General features: G+C 50.9%; 4 protein-coding genes and 6 pseudogenes. 4 read left to right on the top strand and 6 right to left on the bottom strand.

Features of this window, described 5'->3' with window-relative positions:
* On the top strand, window positions 1-17,205 hold a 17,205-nt coding region (locus Xvie_RS18525), incomplete at its 5' end, for a non-ribosomal peptide synthetase (protein WP_139838892.1).
* Between the two features lie 417 nt (window positions 17,206-17,622).
* Here Xvie_RS18525 and tnpC read toward each other — a convergent pair.
* The 6 genes and pseudogenes from tnpC to Xvie_RS18495 all read right to left on the bottom strand — a co-directional run bounded on the left by tnpC (window position 17,623) and on the right by Xvie_RS18495 (window position 20,835).
* A pseudogene (tnpC, locus tag Xvie_RS18520) lies at window positions 17,623-18,591 on the bottom strand (IS66 family transposase).
* Window positions 18,592-18,673: 82 nt separating this feature from the next.
* Window positions 18,674-19,009, bottom strand: coding sequence for an IS66 family insertion sequence element accessory protein TnpB (gene tnpB, locus Xvie_RS18515; protein WP_086110627.1), 336 nt, complete (start codon window positions 19,007-19,009; stop codon window positions 18,674-18,676).
* 16 nt (window positions 19,010-19,025) lie between these two features.
* The gene (gene tnpA, locus Xvie_RS18510) at window positions 19,026-19,307 is read right to left on the bottom strand and encodes an IS66 family insertion sequence element accessory protein TnpA (RefSeq protein ID WP_086110626.1); all 282 of its coding nucleotides are present in this window, start codon (window positions 19,305-19,307) and stop codon (window positions 19,026-19,028) included.
* Window positions 19,308-19,481: 174 nt separating this feature from the next.
* A pseudogene (locus Xvie_RS18505) lies at window positions 19,482-19,781 on the bottom strand (hypothetical protein); the annotation flags it as partial.
* 34 nt (window positions 19,782-19,815) lie between these two features.
* Window positions 19,816-20,154, bottom strand: a pseudogene (locus Xvie_RS18500) (recombinase family protein); the annotation flags it as partial.
* A gap of 54 nt (window positions 20,155-20,208) precedes the next feature.
* Window positions 20,209-20,835 (bottom strand): annotated as a pseudogene (locus Xvie_RS18495) (IS6 family transposase).
* Window positions 20,836-21,309: 474 nt separating this feature from the next.
* On the opposite strand from Xvie_RS18495, the pseudogene Xvie_RS18490 reads away from it, so the two are divergent.
* The 3 genes and pseudogenes from Xvie_RS18490 to Xvie_RS25925 all read left to right on the top strand — a co-directional run.
* Window positions 21,310-22,030, top strand: a pseudogene (locus tag Xvie_RS18490) (IS5 family transposase).
* 567 nt (window positions 22,031-22,597) lie between these two features.
* Window positions 22,598-23,060 (top strand): annotated as a pseudogene (locus Xvie_RS18485) (transglycosylase SLT domain-containing protein); the annotation flags it as partial.
* Between the two features lie 391 nt (window positions 23,061-23,451).
* The coding region (locus Xvie_RS25925; protein ID WP_139838891.1) for an IS1 family transposase at window positions 23,452-23,579 on the top strand (128 nt) is incomplete at its 3' end.

Genomic DNA, 23,579 nt, shown 5'->3' with positions numbered 1-23,579 from the left:
TATATGGTGCCGGCGGCGTTTGTGCGTCTGGATGTCTTCCCGTTAACCCCGAATGGCAAACTGGATCGGCGTGCACTGCCGGCACCGGGCAGCGAAGCGCTGGCTCGCCAACGTTATGAGGCGCCGCAAGGGGAAAACGAAACGGTGTTGGCGGCCATTTGGGGGGAATTGCTGGGCCTTGAGCAAGTCAGCCGACACGACAATTTCTTTATGCTGGGCGGGCATTCCCTGCTGGCAGTGCGGGTGGTGAACCAGATAATGGCCGTACTGGGTGTGGAATTACCGCTGACTGTGCTGTTTAATTCGCCTTCGTTGGCGGCCCTGGCTCAGGAAATACAGGCTCGGCGGGATAACCAGGACAATGTTGCGTTGCCTGCCATATTACCCATCTCCCGAGAAGGAAAATTACCATTATCCTTTGCCCAACAGCGCTTGTGGTTTCTGGCCCAGCTCGACGGTGTCAGTGAAACATACCATATCCCCCTGACGCTGCATTTGCGCGGCCGACTGGATATCACCGCCTGGCAGCAGGCCCTGAATGCCGTCTTTGCCCGCCATGACGCGCTGCGTACGGTATTTGTTTCCGTTGACGGTCAGCCACAGGTCCGACTGCTGGAAAAAGACAGCAGGTTGCCGCTGGTCCAGCATGATTTACGCGGGCACCCAGAGACGGACACGGTACTGGAACAGTTGTATACCGAAGCGATGTCTGCGCCGTTTGACCTTAGCCGGGGGCCGCTTATCCGGGCGGCGCTTATCCGGCTGACGGAGGAAGACTATCAGTTTTTACTGACCCAGCATCATATTGTCTCCGATGGCTGGTCGGTCACAGTGCTGATACGGGAACTGAACGCACTGTATACGACCTTTCTGGCCGGACAGCCAAACCCGTTGCCCCCGTTGACCATCCAATACCCGGATTATGCCGCTTGGCAGCATCAGTGGCTTTCCGCTGAGCGCACCCAGACGCAGTCTGACTATTGGCGCACTGTGTTGGCAGATGCGCCGGTGCTGCTGGATTTGCCCACGGACAGGCCTCGGCCGCCAGAACAATCGTTTGTCGGTTATGCCGTGCCTGTCCGGTTAGAACCGACACTGACCGCCGCCCTCAAGCACTTAAGCCAACAACACGGTGTTACGTTATTTATGACCGTGCTGTCAGCCTGGGGTGTCGTCTTATCACGGTTGTCCGGTCAGGAGGATATCATTATCGGTACTCCTAGTGCCGGCCGTAGCCGACAGGAAGTGGAGCCGTTGATAGGCTTCTTTGTCAACACACTGGCCTTGCGAATGGCGGTTTCGGGTGAACTGACGGTGGCGGAATGCCTGACCCGGGTGCGGGAAACCGCGTTAGCCGCCCAAATCCATCAGGATCTGCCGTTTGAACAGGTGGTGGAAATCGTCCAACCGCCCCGTCGGCTGGCGCATACGCCCCTGTTCCAGGTGATGTTTGCCTGGCAGAACAATGAACAGACGGACTGGATCTTGCCGGGGTTGACGGTCACATCGGTTGATCAGACTGTTGACATCGTTAAGTTTGATCTTGAGCTGGAAATGTATGAGGAAGCCGGTGGGATTAGTGGGGCATTGTATTACAGTAGCGCGCTATTTGATCACACTACGATTGAGCGGCATATGGAGTATTTGCAGGCCGTGCTGCAAGCGATGGTGACCAATGCCCAACAGAAGGTAGGGGACATCAATATGCTGGCGCCGGCAGAGCGCCAGTTATTGCTGGATACATGGAATGTAACGGAAACGCCGTATCCTGACGTAATGTGTATTCATCAGTTATTTGAACAGCAGGCAGAAAAAACGCCGGATGCCATGGCACTGGAGTATCAAGGACAGTGCCTGAGTTATGCCGAACTCAATACCCGGGCTAACCGGTTGGCTCATCAATTAATTGCGTTGGGAGTAGAGCCGGAACAACGGGTCGCTATTTGTGTGGCACGCTCACCTGTTATGGTTGTGTCACTATTGGCGGTGCTGAAAGCGGGCGGAGCCTATGTACCGTTGGACACCACCTATCCAGTGGAGCGTCTGACCTATATTCTGAGTGACAGTACGCCATCAGTGATATTAGCGGATAGGATCGGACAGTCCATATTGGGTGACAAGGTATTGGCTGAGTTGACCGTTTTTGACCCGGCAGTGCAACTGGAGCAGCCGGACAGTAACCCGCAGGTTTCGGCCTTAACGCCTCAGCATCTGGCCTATGTGATTTATACCTCTGGTTCTACCGGGCAGCCAAAAGGGGTGATGGTGGAGCATCAGGCTCTTTATCAACGTACGTTGGGGGTAAATGAACTTTATGGTGTGACGACACAGGATCGGGTATTGCAGTTTGCGGCGTTTGCTTTTGATGTCTCCGTCGAAGAGTGTTTCTCGGCATTATGTCATGGCGCCACGCTGGTTATTCGCGATGATGACTGGTTGGCTTCCATACCGGAATTTATCGCCTTATCTCGGCAAAACCACATCACGGTCATGTTCTTACCGACGCTGTTCTGGTCTGAACTGGCAGCCAGTGAACAAGCACTGCGACTGCCTGATGCCCTGAGACTTATCATCATTGGAAGTGAGGCAGTCAAAAAACATGCCATTCAAGACTGGTTCAGGCAGGACGGTTATCGCCCCCGGCTATTAAACGCTTATGGGCCGACGGAAAATACGGTAACGGCAACCTGTCAGGAAATCTCATCGCCAAGCGAAGATCGTTCTATTGGTCGGCCACTTAAGAATACCCGTATTTATCTGCTGGATAAAAGAGGGCAACCCGTGCCACTAGGCTGTATGGGTGAAATCTACATTGGTGGTGTGGGCGTTGCCCGGGGTTACCTGAACCGCCCTGAACTGACAGCTGAACGTTTCCTGATTGATCCGTTCAGTGATAGCTCGGATGCACGCATGTACCGTACTGGAGATTTAGGCCGTTATCTGCCGGACGGCAATCTGGAATTTCTGGGGCGCAATGACCAACAGGTGAAAATCCGCGGTTTCCGTATTGAGCCGGGGGAAATTGAAGCTCGGTTGGCAGAGCACCCGGCGGTTCGCGAGTCTGCGGTGTTGGTTTGGGGGGAGGGCGCAGACAAACGGCTGGTAGCCTATGTGGTGGCGGACGCAGAAGCAGGGCTGGTGAATAACCTGCGTGAGCACCTGAGTGCGGCTCTGCCGGAGTATATGGTGCCGGCGGCGTTTGTGCGTCTGGATGCCTTCCCGTTAACCCCGAATGGCAAACTGGATCGCAAGGCGTTGCCGGTGCCCGGTGAGGAGGCTTTCTCCCGCCAACGTTATGAAGCGCCGCAGGGAGAAATAGAAATCGCCCTGGTTGCTGTCTGGCGTGAGTTATTGGGTATCGAAAAAATCAGTCGACACGACAATTTCTTTGCGCTGGGCGGACATTCCCTGCTGGCGGTGCGGGTGATAAACCGGATAATGGCTGTATTGGGCGTGGAATTACCGCTGACTGTGCTGTTTAATTCGCCATCGTTGGCGGCCCTAGCTCAGGAAATACAGGCTCGGCGGGATAAACAAGACAATGTTGCGTTGCCTGCCATACTGCCTGTCTCTCGGGCGGAGACATTGCCGTTATCCTTTGCCCAACAGCGTTTGTGGTTTCTGGCCCAGCTCGACGGTGTCAGTGAAACATATCATATCCCCCTGGCGCTGCATTTGCGCGGCCGGCTGGATATCACCGCCTGGCAGCAGGCCCTGAATGCCGTCTTTGCCCGCCATGACGCGCTGCGTACGGTATTTGTTTCCGTTGACGGTCAGCCACAGGTCCGACTGCTGGAAAAAGACAGCAGGTTGCCGCTGGTCCAGCATGATTTACGCGGGCACCCAGAGGCGGACACGGTACTGGAACAGTTGTACACCGAAACGGTGTCTGCGCCGTTTGATCTTAGCCGGGGGCCGCTTATCCGGGCCGCGCTTATCCGGTTGACGGAGGAGGACTATGAGTTTTTGTTGATCCAGCATCATATTGTGTCTGATGGCTGGTCGGTCACAGTGCTGATACGGGAACTGAACGCACTGTATACGACCTTTCTGGCCGGACAGCCAAACCCGTTGCCCCCGTTGGCCATCCAATACCCAGATTATGCTGCCTGGCAGCATCAGTGGCTTTCCGCCGAGCGCACCCAGGCGCAGTCTGACTATTGGCGCACTGTGTTGGCAGATGCGCCGGTGCTACTGGACTTGCCTACCGACAGACCACGGCCGCCAGAACAATCGTTTGTCGGTTATACCGTGCCTATCCAGTTCGATCCGGCACTGACCGCCGCCCTCAAACACTTAAGCCAACAGCACGGTGTCACGTTGTTTATGACCGTACTGTCAGCTTGGGCCGTTGTCTTATCGCGTCTGTCCGGTCAGGACGATATCATTATCGGCACCCCCAGCGCCGGCCGCAGCCGGCAGGAAGTAGAGCCGTTGATAGGTTTTTTTGTCAGCACACTGGCCTTGCGGATGGCGGTTTCAGGTGAACTGACCGTAGAGGAATGTCTGACCCGGGTGCGGGAAATTGCGTTAGCTGCCCAGGCACATCAAGATTTGCCGTTTGAACAGGTGGTGGAAATTGCCCAGCCGCCACGTCGGCTGGCACATACCCCCCTGTTTCAGGTGATGTTTGCCTGGCAGAACAATGAACGCACAGACTTGGAATTGCCGGGCCTGAAAGTGTCACAAGTTGATCAAGCGTTGGATATTGTCAGATTTGATCTTGAGCTGAATTTGTTTGAAGAAGCAGGCGGGATTGTTGGCGATCTTGGCTATTCTGCTGCGTTGTTTGATAAATCGACCATAGAACGACAGGTAGGCTATCTGCATGCTGTATTGCAAGCGATGGTGGCCAATGCTCAACAGAAAGTGGGGGAAATAGAGATTCTGGCTCCGGCAGAGCGCCGATTATTGCTGGAAACATGGAACGCGACGGCAACGCCGTATTCTGAAGCGGTGTGCATCCATCAGTTGTTTGAACAGCAGGCAGAGAAAATTCCGGATGCCATCGCCGTAATGTATGAAGGGCAGACCCTCAGTTATGCCGAACTCAATGCCCGTGCCAATCGGCTGGCGCATCAGTTGATGGCGTTGGGGGTAGCACCAGACCAGCTAATCGTCAGTTGTGTGTCACGAACACCAGCCATGGTGGTGGGAATATTGGCCATACTAAAAGCTGGTGGGGCGTATGTGCCGCTGGATCCGGATTACCCTAGTGAACGTTTGGTACAGATGCTCACCGATACCGATCCCGCTATTGTTCTGATGGATGAGATTGGACGAGCGGCCTTGGGAGAGAAGGCACTGGCCGGACGGATAGTGCTTGACCCGAATCGTTTGCCTGAACTGCCAGACAGTGACCCACAAATACAGTCATTAACTCCCCGGCATTTGGCGTATGTGATTTACACCTCCGGTTCAACAGGAACGCCCAAAGGGGTGATGGTGGAACATAATCAACTGGTGCAGGAAATTACTGCGCTGAGTACGACATTGTCGTTTAACACTTCTGATCGGATATTACAGTTCTGCAATACTTCGTTTGATGTCTGTGTATCAGAAATATTTTTTGCAATGACTAATGGTTCAGCACTCATATTGAGGACAAATCAGTGGACCTCCAGTGCATCGAAATTTTGGTCCCTGTGTGAGCGATATCAGGTGACTTATATATCCATTCCGGTTCAATTTTGGCGGATGCTGGCTGAAGCTAATCGAGGCGATATCTATCAGGGCGTGAGAATTATCTGTATCGGCGGGGAAACGATATCTCAACATGAATTAGAAGGCTGGTTATCTGTTTACCGTGAATTTCCTGTTTTGGTGAATTGCTATGGCGCGACAGAAACGACGATTACCACGACGATTGCTTACCTAAATGAAAAAACAGGACAGTCCAATCTCATTGGCCGCCCACTGCCCAATATGCAAATGTACCTGCTGGATGCTTATGCTCAGCCAGTGCCATTAGGGACGATAGGCGAGTTGTATATTGGTGGGGTGAGTGTAGCGCGGGGTTATCTGAATCGGCCCGAGTTAACAACAGAGCGTTTCCTGCCCGACCTGTTCAGTGATAAACCCCATGCCCGGATGTACCGCACTGGTGATTTAGGCCGTTATCGGTCGGATGGCAATCTGGAATTTCTGGGGCGCAATGACCAGCAAGTGAAAATCCGCGGTTTCCGCATTGAACTGGGCGAAATTGAAGCCAGATTGGCTGACCATTCGGCAGTACGTGAATCGGTGGTACTGATGTTGGAAGAAGGGACGGACAAACGACTGGTGGCGTATGTGGTGGCAGACGCAGAAGCAGGGCTGGCGAATAGCCTGCGTGAGCACCTGAGTGTGGTTTTGCCGGAGTATATGGTGCCGACGGCATTTGTCCGTCTGGACACCTTCCCGTTGACCCCGAATGGCAAACTGGATCGCAAAGCGCTGCCGGTGCCCGGAGAGGAGGCTTTCTCCCGCCAACGTTATGAAGCGCCGCAGGGAGAAATAGAAATCGCCCTGGTTGCTGTCTGGCGTGAGTTATTGGGTATCGAAAAAATCAGCCGACACGACAATTTCTTTGCCATGGGCGGACATTCCCTGCTGGCGGTGCGGGTGATGAACCGGATAATGGCTGTATTGAGCGTGGAATTACCGCTGACTGTGCTGTTTAATTCGCCATCGTTGGCGGCCCTAGCTCAGGAAATACAGGCTCGGCGGGATAAACAAGACAATGTTGCGTTGCCTGCCATACTGCCTGTCTCTCGGGCGGAGACATTGCCGTTATCCTTTGCCCAACAGCGTTTGTGGTTTCTGGCTCAGCTTGAGGGCATCAGTGAAACATATCATATCCCCCTGGCGCTGCATTTGCGCGGCCGGCTGGATATCACCGCCTGGCAGCAGGCCCTGAATGCCGTCTTTGCCCGTCATGAAGCACTGCGCACGATATTTATTTCCGTTGACGGTCAGCCACAGGTTCGGCTGCTGGAAAAAGACAGCGGGTTGCCGCTGGTGCAGCATGATTTACACGGGAATCCAGAAAGAGACACGACACTGGAACAGTTGTACACCGAAGCGGTGTCTGCGCCGTTTGACCTCAGTCGGGATCCGCTTATCCGGGCGAAGCTTATTCGACTGACGGAAGAGGACGCTCATTTTTTACTGACTCAGCATCATATTGTCTCCGATGGCTGGTCGGTCACGGTGCTGATACGGGAACTGAGCGCGCTCTATACGGCCTTTTTGACCGGACAGCCGAACCCGTTGCCCCCGTTGGTCATCCAATATCCGGATTATGCTGTCTGGCAGCATCAGTGGTTTTCCGCCGAGCGCACCCAGACGCAGTCTGACTATTGGCGCACTGTGTTGGCGGATGCGCCGGTGCTGCTGGACTTGCCTACCGACAGGCCTCGGCCGCCAGCACAGTCGTTTGCCGGTCAGGCAATGCCGGTTCACTTAGATTCGGCACTGACCGCCGCCCTCAAACAGTTAAGCCAGCAGCACGGTGTCACGTTGTTTATGACCGTGCTGTCAGCCTGGGGCGTCGTCTTGTCGCGTCTGTCCGGTCAGGACGATATCATTATCGGTATCCCCAGTGCCGGCCGCAGTCGGCAGGAAGTGGAGCCGTTGATAGGCTTTTTTGTCAATACACTGGCTTTACGGATGACGGTTTCGGGTGAACTGACGGCGGCGGAATGCCTGACCCGGGTGCGGGAAACTGCGTTAGCAGCCCAGGCACATCAGGATCTGCCGTTTGAGCAGGTGGTGGAAATCGTCCAACCGCCCCGTCGGCTGGCGCATACGCCCCTGTTCCAGGTGATGTTTGCCTGGCAGAACAATGAAAATATGGATTGGGCATTGCCGGGACTGGACGTCACACCAATTGATCAGATTTTTGACGCCGTCAAGGTGGTTAAGGCCGTTAAGTTTGATCTCGAACTGGAACTGTATGAGAACGCTGGCGGGATTAGCGGGGCATTGAATTACAGTACTGCCCTGTTTGATCGCACTACGATTGAGCGGCACATGGGGTATTTACAGACCGTGCTGCAAGCGATGGTGGACAATGTCCAACAGAAGGTGGGGGATATCAATATTCTGGCGCCGGCAGAGCGCCAGTTATTGCTAGAAACGTGGAATGCCACGGAAACGCCGTATCCTGACGCGATGTATCTCCATCAGTTATTTGAACAGCAGGTACAGAAAACGCCGGGTGCCACAGCATTGGAGTATCAGGAACAGTGCCTGAGTTATGCCGAACTCAATACCCGGGCTAATCGGCTGGCCCATCAATTAATTATGTTGGGGGTAGCGCCAGATCAATTGATCGCGATTTGTGTCTCACGCACACCGGTCATGATTGTCGGGATATTGGCCATACTGAAAGCTGGCGGCGCCTATGTCCCGTTGGATCCGGCTTATCCCGGTGAACGTCTGACACAGATACTCATTGATGCTACATCGGCTCTTGTTTTGGCGGATGAAACTGGACGAACAGTATTGGGCGATAAGGTGCTGGCTGGACGGAAGGTGCTTGACCCGAATGTCTGGTTTGACCAGCCGGATAGTAACCCACAGAGAGCGGTATTGACCCCTCATCATTTGGCCTATGTGATTTACACCTCCGGCTCAACAGGGATCCCGAAAGGGGTGATGGTAGAGCATCAGGCGTTGTACCAACGTTACTTGGGGGTGAATGAACTTTATGGTGTGACGACGCAGGATCGTGTACTGCAATTTGCCACTTTTTCCTTTGATGTCTCCGTTGAGGAATGTTTCTCGGCATTATGCAATGGTGCCACGTTGGTGATGCGTGATGATAGCTGGCTGACTTCCATACCGGAATTTATTGCTTTGACCCAACAAAACTACATCACGGTCATGTTCTTACCGACGCTGTTCTGGTCTGAACTGGCAGCCAGTGAACAAGCACTGCGACTGCCTGATGCCCTGAGACTTATCATCATTGGAAGTGAGGCAGTCAAAAAACATGCCATTCAAGACTGGTTCAGGCAGGACAGTTATCGCCCCCGGCTATTAAACGCTTATGGGCCGACGGAAAATACGGTAACGGCAACCTGTCAAGAAATCTCATCGCCGAGCGAAGATCGTTCTATTGGTCGGCCACTTAAGAATACGCGCATCTATCTGCTGGATAAAAGAGGGCAACCCGTGCCATTAGGCTGTATGGGTGAAATCTACATTGGTGGTGTGGGCGTTGCCCGGGGTTACCTGAACCGCCCTGAACTGACGGCTGAACGTTTCCTGATTGATCCGTTCAGTGATAGCTCGGATGCACGCATGTACCGTACTGGGGATTTAGGCCGTTATCTGCCGGATGGCAATCTGGAGTTTCTGGGTCGCAATGACCACCAGGTTAAAATTCGTGGTTTCCGCATTGAACCGGGGGAAATTGAAGTCCGGTTGACAGAGCACCCGGCCGTGCGTGAATCAGTGGTACTGGTACACGGCGATGAGCTGGACAAACGGTTGATCGCGTATGTGGTGGCGAACGTGGAAGCAGAGCTGGCGAATAGTCTGCGTGAGCACCTGAGTGCGGTTTTGCCGGATTATATGGTGCCGGCGGCATTTGTGCGTCTGGACACCTTCCCGTTGACCCCGAACGGCAAACTGGACCGCAAGGCGCTGCCAATACCTGATGAGGACGCGTTTGCCCGCCAGCTGTATGCCGCTCCCCAAGGGGAAATAGAAACCGCCCTGGCTGCTGTCTGGCGTGAGTTACTGGACATTGAAAAAATCAGCCGGCACGACAATTTCTTTGCACTGGGAGGACATTCTCTGCTGGTGGTGCGGATGATTGAACATTTGCGTCATCAGGGGCTTAAACTGGCAGTACGCGACCTGTTTCAGACACCCGTACTATCCCATCTGGCGCACAAACTGGGGCAGTACCAAGCCGTGCCCGTGCCTGACAATGTCATTACCTCGGATATAACCACGCTCACGCCGACGATGTTGCCGTTGATAGACCTGACGCAGACGGATATTGACTATATCGTCGGGCAAGTACCGGGTGGCATGAGCAATATTCAGGACATTTATGCCCTGTCACCTTTGCAGGACGGGATATTATTTCACCATTTACTAGCAAACAAGGGGGATCCCTACCTGTTGGCCATCCAGATGACGTTTGCTGACCGCACTTTACTGGACCAGTATTTGGCCGCGGTGCAGCAAGTAATCAACCGCCACGATATTCTGCGAACGGCCTTTATCTGGCAGGGGATGTCTGTGCCAGCGCAAGTGGTCTTGCGCCAGGCAACGTTACGGGTTATCGAACTAACGTTAGATCCAGCGGAAGGACCGGTCAGTGAGAAACTAAGCCGGCATTTTGATCCTTGCCATTATCGTCTTAACTTAAGTGAGGCGCCGTTACTGCAATTTGTCATTGCCCGGGAAACGGATGGCCGTTGGTGCTTATTGGAATTACAGCACCACCTGATTGGCGACCACACGGCACAAGAAGTGATGCACCATGAAGTCCGGGCGTATCTGACGGGACAAGCGGAAACCCTGCCCACTCCGGTGCCGTTCCGTCATCTGGTGGCGCAGGCGAGGTTGGGCATCAGTCAGGAAGAGCACACCCGTTTCTTCACGGACATGCTGGCAGATGTGACAGAGCCGACACTGCCGTTTGGTTTAGCTGAGGTGCATCGTGATGGTTCGCAAGTAACGGAATATTTCCAGATGTTATCCGCTGAACTGAATCGCCGCCTGCGCCGTCAGGCCCAGCAGTTGGGCGTCAGTCTGGCGGCGTTATATCATCTGGCCTGGGCGCAAGTCTTGTCGCACACCAGCGGACAGGAAAAGGTGGTGTTCGGCACCGTGCTGTTTGGGCGTATGGCAGCGGGTACTGGGGCGGCGAGTGGACTGGGGCTGTTTATTAATACCCTGCCGCTGCGGCTGGATATCGATAATACGCCAGTGCGGGAGAGTGTACAGCAGGCTCACACCCGACTGGCCGGATTATTAGCACATGAGCATGCATCACTGGCGTTGGCTCAACGGTGCAGTGGCATTGACAACGAAAGTCCCCTCTTCAGTGCCCTGTTGAACTACCGACATAATACGGTGTCAGCCCTGTCCAATGAATGGGTAAGCGGGATTGAGTTTGTTAACGGGCAGGAGCGGACTAGTTACCCCTTAGTGTTATCGATCGAAGATTTTGGTGATGCGCTGGGGTTGACGGCACAGACAGTTCAGCCTTTTGATCCTGCGCGGATATGCGGTTATATGCAACAGGCACTGGAAAGTCTGGCGGACGCACTGGAGCATACTCCGGACAGGTTGGTTCGGTGCTTGGAAATCCTACCGGAAGCAGAGCGCGCACAGTTATTAACAACCCGGAATGTGACGGAAACACCATATTCTGCAACGTTATGTATCCATCAATTATTCGAGCAACAGGCAGTGAAAACTCCGGACGCGACTGCGCTGGTGTATGAAGACCAGATGCTCAGTTATGCCGAACTCAATGCCCGGGCTAATCGCTTGGCGCATCAGTTGATGGCGTTGGGGGTAGCACCAGACCAGTTAGTGGCGATTTGTGTATCACGTTCATTGGCCATGGTAGTCGGGGTATTGGCCATACTAAAAGCTGGTGGGGCGTATGTACCGCTGGATCCGGCTTATCCCGGTGAACGGCTGACACAGATTCTCACCGATGCCGCCCCAGCTATTATCTTGGCGGATGAGACTGGGCGGACAGCCTTAGGCGAGCAGGTACTGGCCGAACGGAAGGTACTTGACCCTAATTATCTACCTGAACAATCGGACAGTAATCCACAGGTACGAGCATTGACTCCCCGTCATCTGGCCTATGTCATTTACACGTCTGGCTCGACAGGCACCCCGAAAGGAGTGATGGTCGAACATCGTAATATTCTGCGTTTATTTGAGGCGACTGAATTCTGGTATCACTTTAATCAACAAGACAGTTGGTGCCTGTTTCATTCCATTGCTTTTGATTTTTCGGTATGGGAATTATGGGGGGCATTGCGTTATGGCGCTAAACTAGTTTTAGTCCCCCACGCGATGACCCGCTCCCCACAGGAATTCCATCAATTTGTGTGTCGGCACGGTATCACGGTACTGAATCAAACCCCCAGTGCTTTCAAAGCTTTTATTGCCAGCTACGTTGATAATCCCTTACCGGATCAGTTGCGCTATATCATTTTTGGTGGCGAAACCCTTGATCCAAGTATATTGAAGCCGTGGTATCACTTGCGAAAAGACACTACGCCACAGTTGGTGAATATGTATGGCATTACGGAAACAACTGTTCATGTGACTTACCGGGTACTCAATCACCATGATGTGATTCACACTGTCAGCCCGATTGGCACACGTATTCCAGATCTCACGCTGTATTTGCTGGACAAATATGGTCAACCCGTGCCAGAGGGTGTCACCGGAGAACTGTATGTCGGAGGTGCCGGTGTCGCCCGGGGGTACCTGAACCGACCTGAATTGACGGCAGAGCGTTTCCTGAGCGATCCGTTCAATGCCAAACCGGAAGCACGCATGTACCGCACCGGCGATTTAGCGCGCTATCTGCCGGATGGCAATCTGGAGTTTCTCGGCCGCAATGACCAGCAAGTGAAAATCCGTGGCTTTCGCATTGAACTGGGGGAAATTGAAGCCCGGTTGATGGATCACCCGATAGTGCGTGGATCGGTAGTAGTGGCACTGGGTGAGGGTTCGGACAAACGGCTGGTGGCGTATGTGGTGGCGGACGTGGAAAAAGGGCTGGCGAATAGCCTGCGTGAGCACCTGAATACGGTTCTGCCGGAGTATATGGTGCCGACGGCGTTTGTCCGTCTGGACAGTTTCCCGTTGACACTGAATGGCAAACTGGATCACAAGGCGTTGCCGGTGCCCGATGAGGACGCGTTTGCCCGCCAGAGGTATGCAGCTCCCCAAGGGGAAATAGAAACCGCCCTGGCTGCTATCTGGCGTGAGTTATTGGGTATTGAAAAAATCAGCCGACACGACAATTTCTTTGCGTTGGGTGGGCATTCCCTGCTGGCGGTGCGGGTGGTGAACCGGATAATGGCCGTATTGGGTGTGGAATTACCGCTGACTGTGCTGTTTAATTCGCCGTTGTTGGCGGCCCTAGCTCAGGAAATACAGGCTCGGCGGGATAAACAGGACAATACCACCTTGCCCATCATACTCCCCGTCTCCCGAGCGGGAAGATTACCGTTATCTTTTGCCCAACAGCGCTTGTGGTTCCTGGCTCAGCTCGATGGCGTCAGTGAAACGTATCATATTCCCCTGGCGCTGCATTTGCACGGTCAGTTGGATATCACCGCCTGGCAGCAGGCCCTAAATACCGTCTTTGCCCGTCATGAAGCACTGCGCACAGTATTTATTTCCGTTGACGGTCAGCCGCAAGTCCGGCTGCTGGCAAAAGACAGAGGCGTGCCTCTGGTGCAGCATGATTTACGCGGAAATCCAGAAAGAGACACGGCACTGGAACAGTTGTACACCGAAGCGGTGTCTGCGCCGTTTGACTTCAGTCAGGGACCGTTTATTCGGGCGATGCTTATCCGGCTGACGGAGGAGGATACTCAGTTTTTACTGACCCAGCATCATATTGTGTCCGATGGCTGGTCGGTCACGGTGCTGATACGAGAACTGAATGCGCTCTACACGGCCTTTCTGGCTGGGCATCCGGATCCGTTGCCGTCGTTGGCCATCCAATATCCGGATTATTCTGTCTGGCAGCATCAGTGGCTTTCCGCCGAGCGCGCCCAGGCGCAGTCTGACTATTGGCGGGCTGTGTTGGCAAATGCGCCGGTGCTGCTGGATTTGCCTACTGACAGGCCACGGCCGCCAGCGCAGTCGTTTGTCGGTCAGGCGGTGCCTGTCCAGTTCGACCCGACACTGACCGCCGCCCTCAAACAATTAAGCCAGCAGCACGGTGTTACGTTGTTTATGACCGTGCTATCGGCCTGGGGCGTCGTCTTGTCGCGGTTGTCCGGTCAGGACGATATTATTATCGGCACCCCCAGTGCTGGCCGCAGCCGACAAGAAGTAGAGCCGTTGATAGGCTTTTTTGTCAACACACTGGCCTTGCGAATGGCTGCTTCGAACAAACTGACCGTAGCGGAATGCCTGACCCAGGTGCGGGAAACTGCGTTAGCAGCCCAGGCACATCAGGATCTGCCGTTTGAGCAGGTGGTTGAAATCGTCCAACCGCCACGTCGGCTGGCGCATACGCCCCTGTTCCAGGTGATGTTTATCTGGCAGAACAATGAACACACGGACTGGGTATTACCGGGTCTGACCGTCACACCGATTGATCAGGTTTTTGACGCCGTCAAGGCTGTTAAGTTTGATCTCGAATTGGAACTGTATGAGGAATCTGGTGGGATTAGCGGAGTATTGAATTACAGTACCGCGCTGTTTGATCGCCCCACTATTGAACGACACATAGGGTATTTGCAGACCGTGCTGCACGCGATGGTGGCCAATGCCCAACAGAAGATAGGAGACATTGATATTCTGGCTCCGGCAGAGCGCCGGTTATTGCTGACTACCTGGAACACGACGGAAACGCTGTATCCTAAAGAATTATGTATTCATCAGCTGATTGAACAGCAGGCAGCGAAAACTCCGGATGCCATTGCCCTAGTGTATGAAGAGCAGACCTTCAGTTATGCCGAACTCAATGCCCGGGCTAATCGAGTGGCCCATCAGTTGATTGAAGTGGGTGTTGAACCGGATCAACGGGTAGCGATGTGTGTGTCAAGGTCACTAACAATGGTAGTTGGGGTATTGGCCATACTGAAAGCCGGTGGGACTTATGTGCCGCTAGATCCAGCCTATCCAGACGAAAGATTGGTCTATATGCTCGAAGACGCAGCTCCCGTTGCGGTACTAACTCAAACCGAGTGGGTTGACCGGCTAGCCAGCACTGTACCTACTGTAGTGCTCGATGCTCAAGCAGCATTCTGGATGTCATATTCCACCGATAATCCAGATCCTCAGGTGTTGGGACTCACATCACACCATCTGGCCTATGTCATTTATACCTCCGGCTCTACAGGACAGCCCAAAGGCGTGATGAACAGTCACCAAGCCTTATGCAACCGTCTGCTATGGTTCGTCCGAGATATTGCAACGACACCATTGGTAGGGGCACTGAAAACCAGCATCAGTTTTGTTGATTCCGTCACCGAGATGCTAGGCGTGTTGTTGGCCGGTGGTAAACTGGTTGTGTTCAGTGATCATGAAGTGAAAGATCTCGACCGTTTCAGGGATGGTTTACGCCGCTTTGGGGTTAATTATCTGGTGGTAGTACCTTCGCTGTTAAATCATTTAATTCAAGGTCATAGCGATGAATTGAAATCCATTAGAACGTTGGTTTGCAGCGGAGAACGGCTGGATCCTGAACTGGCTCGACAAGTTGTGACGGATTCCCCTTGGCTCCGTCTGTTAAATTTCTATGGTTCATCCGAAATCAATGGTGATGCCACCTGGTATGAATACCCTGCTCAGACAGAAATACCGGAAGCATCAGTCATAGGCCGTCCCATCGGCAATACCCAAATTTATATTCTCGATCCTATTGGGCAACCTGTCCCGCTAGGCGTAGTCGGCGAAATTTATATCGGCGGTGCTGGTGTGGCTCGCGGTTATCTCAATCGGCCCGAATTAACAGCTGAACGTTTCCTTCATGATCCATATAGTGATAAGCCGGATGCACGTATGTACCGTACTGGAGATTTGGCTCGTTATCGTCCGGACGGCAATCTGGAATTTCTCGGTCGTAATGATCAGCAGGTGAAAATTCGAGGCTTCCGTATTGAACCGGAGGAGATTGAAGCCAAGTTGATGGAATATCCTGCAGTGCATGGATCAGTAGTGTTGGTACTGAATGACGGGATGGAGAAACGGTTGGTGGCTTATGTGGTGGCGGACGTTGAAGAGGGGCTGGTTAACAGTTTGCACATCCACCTAAATTCGGTTCTGCCGGATTATATGGTGCCGACAGCGTTTGTGCGACTGGATCGCTTCCCGTTAACCGCTAACGGCAAACTGGATCGACAGGCATTGCCAGCACCGGATAGCGAAGCGTTTGCCCGTCAACGCTATGAGGCACCACAAGGGGCAACCGAAATCATGTTGGCGGCGATTTGGCATGAACTGCTGGGCATTGATCAAATCAGCCGGCATGACAATTTCTTTGCCCTAGGAGGACATTCACTATTAGCTGTGAGAATAATGAATCTTGCCGCGGAGCAGGGCTTGAGTTTCACGCTAAATACCCTGTTTCAGTTCCCTGTGTTGGCCGAATTGGCAGCAGAAATTGCCTCAGATCCTCTGCTTCAACCGCAAAATAACGCCATATCAGTACGGTCTGGTGGAACAGGGTTGCCACTATTTTTTGTTCCTAGTGGCATAGGGGATTATTCATATGTCTTCGGGCTGTCTCAACATATCTCATCGTGTTATCCGATTTATGCATTGCCATGGCCTTCTATCAATGAAAAACCGATATCAACAATAGAAGAATTAGCAACCAGAATGATTGTCTTAATGAAAGCTATTCAACCCACAGGCCCATATCGGATAGGGGGTTATTCTTCCGGCGGTATATTGGCCTATGCTATTGCCCAGCGACTTTTGAATACTGGTGAACGGGTTAATTACCTGGGGCTAATTGATTCACCTGCGCCTCATTATTTAGGAAAAGAAATTGTGCAACCCAAATATCATTTCCTTAGTGAACTCGCTCGACAGTTAGGAGGGGGGCATCCAGAAGAAATATTGGCGTTGTACCGGAGTGTTGAAGAGTTGAATTTGGTGCAATTTATTGAAGTTGCACAAGAATTAGCATTATATCCGGCAAATCTACATGCTGATGTAATTGCCAAACGTTGGGAGCAAATTGCACATTATGCGCAAATAGTTACAGATTATGAACCGACAGCATTGACAATAACATTGCATCAATTCTATGCAATTGAATCTAATCCTATTATTTCTTTTATGATGGAAGAAACATCCGAATCTGTAAACACAGATCCCTCGTTAGGTTGGGCACATATAATGTCTGATGCTTTACTTCAGTTGATTGCTGTTTCGGGTAATCATTTTAGTATGATGGAGAACCATGAGCATAAAATCGCTTTAGTTGAAGCTTTGAATAGAACTTTGTTAATCAGCAGTGATACAGAGCCAGTATGATATTAATTTAACCCGAATCCTGTTTAAGCCGTCACTGGGAAATATTTTTCTGAGTAGAAAACTTTCAGTGACGGTTTTTCCATTTAAGGTAGTAAGCAAGGTTCTGTCGAGAGTAAATCTTTGGTCACTATATGAACGCATCCCGTTTGCAAGACAAAAATCATGTTGACATCGACGGTAGGTTGCAGCCAATGCTGCGGGCCTCGATGTAATCCGCTGGCTGGCTCCTCATTCCTCCGACGAGCTTGACGCTCTGGCGACCATACAGGTTTAGCAAGTCACGGTCTTACCTGTCTTTGTCATCATGATTATTGCCTCAGCAATCTTTCTGCATTCAGCCTTGTCATTACATGTTGAGATTAATCGTAAGCGTCCGGTGATCTCACCTTGCTTTGTCAGATAAAAACAAAGTGGGATTTAGCTAAACGGGTTCTCAGGCCAGGGAAGAAGTTCATTCAACCGGTTGTTCGGCCAGGTGGGTAACCGGCGCAAGACATCACGTAACCAGACCCAGGGCTCATGACCATTCACGTTGGCCGTTTCCAGCAAACTCATCACCATGGCGGCTCACTGACCGGCGGCTAATGAGCCCGCAAACAGCCAATTTTTTCGCCCTACGGCCACACCCCGGATCGCATTTTCCGCCCGGTTGTTATCTATCGGCACCCGGCCATCATCCAGGTAGCACACCAGCGCCGTCCAGCGTTTCAATGTATAGCTTATCGCCTTGTGTAATCCCGAGTTGGGCGCAGTTTTGGCCTGACAGCTTTGCAGCCATGACCGGAACTCATCCAGCCAGGGACGGGCATAACGCTGCCGCCACTGACGCCGTTTATCCGGGGGGCGCAGCCGGATTTTTCTCTCCAGTTTGTACAGTTCCCGGATACCGTCCAGCGCCTGTTTTGCCCCCAGGCTTTGACTGGCCTGGTAATGGTCAAAAAACTTACGCCGGGCATGCAGGGCCTGGTAACCGGCATAACGCCGGACGATAAACGTCGCCGGGCGGTATTCCAGTCGTTCGGTGATTTCATCACGCAGGAAGCGCAAGGGATGACCACAATCAGGACAGTGCCCGGTATCCGGCTCGAACCGAACCGATTCACGGGGTAATGCCGCCGGCAACGGCTGACGTTTGGGGCGGGCCAGGGGAGGCTCTTCCTGGATATGCAGGCACGAGAGCTGGGTTTCCAGCACCGCAATATCTGTCTCTGCATCTTCCTCAAACTGACGGCGTTGGGGACCGGCCAGGAGGGTTTCGCTATGTGCACCGAACCGCCAGCGCCGGGCCTGTTTCAGGGCTGCCTCCAGCTGGTCAATGTAGTCGCGTTGTTGCTGAAGCAGCGCCAGGGCCCGTACCCGAAATTGCCCGGGGTCATCCAGCACCATTAAGTCAGGGGAATGTCATGGCGACAGTTTACCGGATAATTGGTTGTTATTATGGAATAAAACTGTGACTAAGGTTAAAAAATTAACTTTGCCAGCCGGACAGGTCATCTCCTTCAACCTGTTGCCAATGAATCCCGCGGATAAGCCAGTCAAACTGGGCGGGCGTCATCACCCAGCTGAGTTCCCCCTGTTTTAGCCAGACAAAATGGGCCCGGTGCAAACGGCGGGTGCACAACCAGACTCCATGGCGATCCCAGCGCAACACCTTGAGGCGGGAGCGGGCCTTGTTGCAAAAAACAAACGCCGCTGCTTCCTGCCAGCGCAGGTTTAACCGTTCAATATGCTGGGTCAGGGCATCAATTCCCCGGCGCATATCAACGGGTTCCCGCACCAGAAAAAGCTGTTCGGGCTTCAGCATCGGGTCAGTACCTGAATCACCTCCGGCAATAATGCCAGCGGGCAGGTGATGACATAGCCGTCGGGCGTCTGCAGGGTGACCGTGTGTGTGTCTGGGCGGGTTGGAGTGCAACGGGTAACAATGCCGACAAACCCGGGTTGGGATTTTGAGAGAGTTTTTGACTGTCGGCGATCCAGTCACGAAAAGAGGAAAAGTTCAGCTGATGCTGTTCACAATACTGTTTTCGGGTCAGGCCACTGTGCCGCCATTGGGTCACATGTTGCTGTTTTTGTTCCGGGGTGTATCGGTTACGGCGCATGATTGGGTCTCCAAATGAAAGATAAGAAGCCGTAGCGTGCAGGAGCCGGGTGGAAGGAACAAGGTGAGATCACCGGACGGTTACGACGGTTACGTTGGTACGGGTAAGCTTTGCTTTTTACAGACCTGAGCGATCTCTCGGTAAAGTGCCGCCAGACTGCATTTGTGCTTAGTACTACAGCCGTAATTGCTCTGTAATCCGATGATTTCCCCGGCGACGATAGTGACATTGTTGTGCCCGGTATTGATGCCGTCGTCGCCAGTCTGACCAATGTAAAATCTGCTCCAGTGTCCCTCCCGCTTTTTCCATCAGCTTTGACAGCAACTTACGGAGTTCCGCTACACTGAGAGGAACCCGGCCGGCGGGTGTTTTTTTCTCCTGTACCCGCAGGACAGCCAAGACTGCATGAGCCAGCAGTGCCAGGGTAATATGCCGGTGCCAACTCTGCCATCGCCGCACTTCGTAATGATCCACGGGTTCCGCCGAAGAACCCCCAAATCTGAGTACGTTACGTTGTAGCGAGGATTTTATAGACCGTAGAACGCGCTATTTTTAATTGTCTCGATATATTTGTTGCGCCGATACATTGCTGATGAAGGCGGCGAACTTGAGCTTTGTCTATTGTGGGTTTGCGGCCAAATTTAATCCCCTTCGCTTTGGCCTCCAAACGTCCCTCGTTAGTCCGTTCCAGTATTCTTTGACGTTCAGCCTGGGCCACCGCTGACAAAATGGTGACCACCATCTTACCCATTGTCCCTTCTGTGCTGATCCCATCATCCAGAAAGTGTATGGCTACCCCCATCTCATCGAATTCCTTGATCAGATGAATCATACCGGCGGTATCACGACGGTTCTGTCGCATTAACGACAAGAGTTTGAATAAAGGCGCATTGCTGATTATTTAGGCGACCCAATGATAAAACATGGCTGCGGGTGATAAGGTCTTTCCTTTCGGTTGAATATATTGACCTTTACGTCACATCGAAATGATTTCTATGCCCGCTAGCCGCGTTTGGGCTCGCCGAAAGGATTTAAACCCGAGCATCGAGCGTGTTCGACGTTTGATATTACGATGATCTTGCTCTATCAAATTATTGAGGTATTTGCTTTGTCGGATCGCAATAGTTTCCTCTTCGGGTTTACCTTGATGGTGTATGGCTTTGCGGAAGAAACGCAATGCAGCTGCCGTATCGCGTTTAGCGGTCAGTAGGAAGTCAATCGTTTGATCGGCGGTATCGACAGCGCGATACAAATATTTCCATTGCCCTTTGACTTTTATGTCAGTTTCATCCATACGCCATCGACGCCCCACAGGACGTTTATGCCGACGAAAGGCCTTATCCAATAGCGGCACTAATTGAGTAACCCAACGGTGCAACGTTGAATGATCAACGTTAATACCGCGTTTAGCCATCATTTCTTCGAGGTTGCGTAAACTCAAGGCATAAGCTAAATACCAGAGAATACACTGAGCCATAATATCAGTCGGATAATGGAGACGTTGGAAGGTTTTTTGAATTAAAGACATGATGAGACCAGCGGATATCTTAGCTAACTTTGCCTTAATGCGACAGAACCGGTTTTTAGCCCGTTGCCGGGCTTCACGATAAATTTCTTGTAACTCCGCCTCCTGGATCTCGGGCAAGGACTGAACAAAAGCCGTGCGCGCCTGACGAATAATATCAAAAACAGACTGATAGCCAGCACGATTTAGCAACGCCGCAGAGGCACCTGAAAACAGGGGAGTTTCCGACATGATTGTTATCCTTGTAATTTAAGGGGAGGAATATAGACGTAAAAATCACTTGACTGGCACGCCAATAACATGGCGGGCACATAAAAAAACACAGGCGACTTTATTTTATTTAATGTTTGGTATGGTCGGCACTTTTTGTTGTTAATGAAGAAATAAATATTGTTATTATAATATAATTACATAGTGTAGTCATGAAATATTTTGTGCCATAATCAAGATATATTCCATAAATAAAATTGCTTGGCAATGAACGCACTCTCACACCGCCGTCATGATATTTCAAATCCTATATGGGACTTACTTGAGCCACATTTACCGGGGCGTAAAGGGGCATGGGGGCGGGAAGCTCAGGATAATCGAGTTTATCAATGCAGTATTTTGGATCTTACGGACAGGTTCCCCTTGGCGAGATTTACCGCCTGATTATGGGGGCTGGAAAAATACTCACCGCCGTTTTGCCGGTGGCGAGATAAAGGGGTATGGGAAGCCCTACTTGAACAACTGATAGCTGAACCGGATTTCGAATGGTTGATGATTGATGCCAGCCATATCAAAGTTCACCCTCATGTGGCCGGCACTAAAGGGGGCTCAATACCAAGATACATTTGGCCGTGGATGCGCATGGTATGCCGGTCAGAGTACTTATTACAAGCGGTACCCCAGCAGATTGCTCGCAAGTTGAAGTCTTAATGGCAGGAAGGGAAGCCAGGTCGGGGGTATGATAGTGACACAATCGTTGAACAAGCGGTACGGCAAGGCATGAAAGGTACAAATTCCTTGTCGAAAAAATCGTAAGATAAAGCGGGAATATGATCATGAACTCTATCGTCTCCGGCATTGAGTTGAGAATGCATTCCTTCACCTTAAACGCTGGCGTGGTATAGCAACGCGATATGTGAAAAATAGTACTTCATTTCTTGCCGCAGTTCAGATCCGTTGTCTCGCGCTTTGGTTGAACATTTCATGACGACATTATGCAATCTCCATTGTTATGAGTATGAAGTTTTTCTTTTACGACAGCTTTGTAGTATTGTTCAAAAAATGCACTTAGCGTACGTTTCCGTCCGGTTGGGCTTCAGACCCCTTAGAGGCACCTTCATTTTTTCTTCGATCAACTAAATTCCTGATACCATCCAGGTTTTTTTGTTTTAACCCATAAAAGTGGGCTGTTTCGATTTTCGAACGTAGACCATAACAAACCCACTTATTAAAAACTGAAATAAACATCACTGTGAATCAGTCTATTACACAGACCACTGCATTATTCATAAATATGAGAATATATTGATATTTATCAAAAAACACCTATAAAAGACACAATTAGCTGATATTTAGCCCACAACAACAGTCTGTTTGTGGTCTATTCCATATTAAAATCCCCAAAAAACATAAGATATAAAATATAACATCATGATTTACATTAAAATTCATGCAAAATATAATTTTGCGAAGGGTGTGAAGCTTATTCTTCAGAAGAGCACTATTTTACTATCGTGATCAGTGAGGCTTGAAATTAAAACCTTGAATCTTTTACATGCGGATATTTTTCATTATTTTACTTCTGTTATTGCATAGTAAGGTTTATGCAATGGATTGTTATGATATGGCGGGGAAAGATTATCATATAGATCCTGATTTATTACGCGCCATTTCTTTTCGTGAATCATCCTTTAAACCGGATGCCATCAACATATCAAACAACGAACGTTATGCGATAGGGTTAATGCAAATACACTTACAAAACTTTAATGAATTAAACCAGTATGGTATTACTGCCCATCAACTACGTTCTGATCCTTGTTTAAATATTTATACAGAGGCGTATTATCTGACAAAATTTATAAAACTAACAGGGAACATTTGGGAGGGTGTTGGCGCGTATAATGCAGGCACCTCACAAAAACCAGAACAACAGAAGAAACGTAGAAAAATATGCCATTGAAGTCTATCAAATTTATCTCGTAATGAAATATTACTCAAATAAAAATAACTCAAGCTCATTATTTTTATTTCATACTTTTCTTTTACTAAGTTACCATCATTTACACAGCTCAAGAAAGATAACATCAAAATCTGTTCTTTTTCTTTTTTATTTTCCGTTAAAAATCCATTTCCATTAATATTATATTGGTATCGCTCTGAATCCCGTAATGACCAACACTACAATTTAATCCAAGCTGATAAACTTTTCCTTTTCTATAATTTTCAACCGTTAAAATTGAAGTATCAAAATCATAATGTGTTCATCCAGTAATCTACTGATTGCAAACTGAATGGCTGAATCACTATACTCACGCGATACCGAAATATATTTACCCCCTCCGAATACCTGGTCATGACGTCAATTTATTGAATCTTGTATCGTATGCCTATTTGGAGAAGAGTCAGATGGCAAAGATTGATGTAACCTGCCCATCTTGTTGTGCAATTAAAGGAATTCATCGTAATGGGCGATCTCGTTCTGGTCATCAACGTTACCTTTGCCAATCCTGCCGTCACTCTTGGCAACTTGAATT

It is taken from the genome of Xenorhabdus vietnamensis (assembly GCF_002127535.1).
GTDB classification, from domain to species: Bacteria; Pseudomonadota; Gammaproteobacteria; order Enterobacterales; family Enterobacteriaceae; genus Xenorhabdus; species Xenorhabdus vietnamensis.
The sequence above is the reverse complement of the archived record's forward strand: the minus strand, read 5'-3'. Positions and strand labels throughout refer to the sequence as shown.

Coding starts and splice junctions, on each gene's coding strand:
- tnpB (WP_086110627.1), bottom strand. CDS start 19,009: ATGCTGAAGCCCGAACAGCTTTTTCTGGTGCGGGAACCCGTTGATATG.
- tnpA (WP_086110626.1), bottom strand. CDS start 19,307: ATGCGCCGTAACCGATACACCCCGGAACAAAAACAGCAACATGTGACC.